The organism is Armatimonas sp. (genome assembly GCF_043760365.1).
In the GTDB taxonomy this organism is placed as follows: domain Bacteria; phylum Armatimonadota; class Armatimonadia; order Armatimonadales; family Armatimonadaceae; genus Armatimonas.
Window position 1 is genome coordinate 1 of record NZ_JAYUPA010000979.1, and the last position, 2,749, is coordinate 2,749.

Consider the following 2,749-nt stretch of genomic DNA (forward strand, 5'->3'; position numbering starts at 1 on the left):
GAGGGCGACAGCAAGACCATGCGCAAGGGCAGTGTCGCAGTCAAGCCCGGACTAGGCGCACTGCCCCATGCAATTGTAGATACCCACTTCTTTGTCCGCCAGCGCACCCAGCGGCTGATAAACATGGTTCTCTCCAACTCGTTCAGCATTATGGGAATCGGTGTGGATGAGAACGCTTGGTGCGAAGTCTCCCCTGAGGGCTTTCTTCTCGTGCGGGCGGGCCAGGTCGCACTGATCGAGGCGCAGCGTATTCCACCCAATGCCGCGATGCTGGCGGGCAATGTCAAGATAAAGATTCTCGGAATTGGTCAGTCACAAAACCTTAGCCAGCCGCTTGTGGTGTGAGAAACCTCGCATTCCTGCCATAATCAAGGCATGAGCAAAGCTAAAACTTACTCCGCGACCCTGATTCCCGGCGATGGGATTGGGCCGGAGGTGACCGATGCCGCCCTTGAAATTCTGGCGGCGGCGGGGATTTCGTTTTTATGGGACCGGCAAGACGCTGGTGCGGACATCATCACGCGCTTCGGGACACCGCTGCCCGAGAGCGTTGTGAACTCCATTGTCAAGAACCACATCGCCCTCAAGGGCCCCATTGGGACGCCCGTCGGGGGCGGGTTTCCGTCGGTGAACGTGGCCTTGCGAAAGCGCTTGGGCCTCTACGCCAATGTCCGGCCAGCCAAGAGCATCCCCGGAGTTAAAACTCCGTTTCCAGGCATTGATATTGTCGTGGTGCGGGAGAACAGTGAGGATCTCTACGCGGGAATCGAGCACGTGGTCGTGCCTGGGGTAGTCGAGAGCATCAAGATCATCACGGAGCAGGCCAGCACGCGCATCGCGAAGTTCGCCTTTGAGTACGCTCGGAACAATGGCCGTAAAAAAGTCAGCTCCGTTCATAAAGCCAATATCATGAAGCTCTCCGACGGGCTGTTTTTAGACTGTTGCCGCCGGGTGGCGCGGGAGTACCCTGAGATCGAGTACAACGAGGTGATCGTGGACAACTGCTGCATGCAGCTCGTCACGCGCCCCCAGCAGTTTGATGTGATGGTGATGGAGAACCTCTACGGTGACATCATCAGCGACCTCGTGAGTGGCTTGGTCGGCGGCCTGGGCGTGACGGGCTCGGCCAATATCGGCGTGGACGCGATTGTCTACGAAGCCGTTCATGGCACGGCCCCGGATATTGCGGGCAAGGGCCTCGCCAACCCAACAGCCATCGTGATGTCGTCTATTTTGATGCTCCGTCAGCTTGGCGAGATAGACGCGGCCAATCGCATCGAGAACGCGCTCTTTGCGGTCTTCGAGGAAGGCAAGCACGTCACCAAAGACCTCGGTGGCAGCGCCAATACGGCGGAGTTCGTGAAAGCGGTGATCGGGGCGTTTTAGACCGCGAGATCGCCCCCATTAGATCGCCCCCATGAACGGGGGCGTGTTATTGTCCTCGTGCCTCGGACACGAAGGGCGTGCCGCCCATGGGAAGTAGGGAGGCGTTGAGATGCGCTGGGTTTTGAGTCTGTGGTCATGATTAAGCTTCAGTATTAATTTCTCAATCAAGAAGTTACACAAAATAAAACTCCTCGTGATAAAATTATCCGAGGAGTTTTTACTTTCAAAACTTCTCAAAAGGAAAATAAAAATGGCAATTCGTAAACGTTCTTCGTCACCTATAGTGGATCAGCTTCGGGTTCGACTCTCTGGCATGAAGTCTCTTTCAGAAAATCTAGATTTGGGAGATGGAGTAAGTGTTGCTGCAATTGATCAGCTCATGACCCAATCGGAAGCAAAGCTCACAATATACAATCAAAAACTTGCCGAAGCCGATAGAATCTCTAACGAATTGGATGCTATTGATGCACAAATCAAAGATCTTTCAAGTCGAGTTCTTGCCAAAGTCATCGGAAAGTTTGGGCGCAACTCTCCTGAGTACGAAGCCGTTGGTGGTACCCGCACCAGCGAGCGTAAGAAACCAAGCAAGGGATAAATATAGAAAATCCTCTGTTGAAGCACAAAAAAAACTTGCACTGCAACAGAGGATACTGTACTCTTCATTTTAAGCGTAGACGCTAATCTTGGCGTAGACGCTAATCTCACTTCCTAAGTACAGGACAAAAATTGTATCGCCTTCTCTCTCTGACATTCCTTGATAGTTCTACACAGAGAAATCATCCAATTCTGGAGCGCGTCCAGGCCGAGGCGGAACAGGCAGATGGGCGCACGTTTATGCTTTAGGCAACGTAATTTTACCTGAGTGGATACCCAAGTGCCAAAAGCACCCGCCCAAGTGTAAGCGATAGCCATCAGCGCAATCAAATTACTCAAGCGATCCACATTCGTTACATGAGTGGCCTCCAAATTAAAACCACGGGTTTTGAAGGAGCCAAACATGGTTTCAATGCCCCATCGCAGAGCATATTCTTCCAGATCAACTTCGAGAGGACTCACCACAATCAAATAGTCTCCATCTGCTAATCGAGTACCTGTGACAAATCTTGATTTACCAAATACTTTACGATAGCCAAGTACCGTCTCTAAACCTACAGAATTTTTAAAATACTCACAGGCATGAAGAAGTTTATTTTTATTGTTGGTAATGCCAATGTTAGATTTCAACCGAATACAATACTGGATATTATTGTCTTCAAGCCATTTTAGAAAATCTCTACCTGCAAATTCACGATCTGCAAATAAATTTCTGCAATTTTGAGCACCAAATATTTTTATAAACCGTTCTAGTAGTTGTATTCGTTCA

3 protein-coding genes and 1 pseudogene are annotated in these 2,749 nt (G+C 50.5%); 3 read left to right on the plus strand and 1 reads right to left on the minus strand.

The window, feature by feature from the left end; translation table 11 throughout:
* From ACH2EH_RS24745 to ACH2EH_RS24755, 3 genes and pseudogenes are all read left to right on the plus strand, one after another.
* A pseudogene (locus ACH2EH_RS24745) lies at window positions 1–345 on the plus strand (hypothetical protein); the annotation flags it as partial.
* 30 nt (window positions 346–375) lie between these two features.
* Window positions 376–1,386, plus strand: a complete 1,011-nt coding sequence (locus tag ACH2EH_RS24750) for an isocitrate dehydrogenase (NAD(+)) (protein WP_395146023.1) — start codon at window positions 376–378, stop codon at window positions 1,384–1,386.
* 193 nt (window positions 1,387–1,579) lie between these two features.
* Window positions 1,580–1,981: a hypothetical protein gene (locus ACH2EH_RS24755; RefSeq protein WP_395146025.1), complete on the plus strand. Its 402-nt coding sequence runs from the start codon at window positions 1,580–1,582 to the stop codon at window positions 1,979–1,981.
* 113 nt (window positions 1,982–2,094) lie between these two features.
* Here the strand turns inward: ACH2EH_RS24755 and ACH2EH_RS24760 are convergent.
* On the minus strand, window positions 2,095–2,749 hold a 655-nt coding region (locus ACH2EH_RS24760), incomplete at its 5' end, for a transposase (RefSeq protein WP_395146027.1).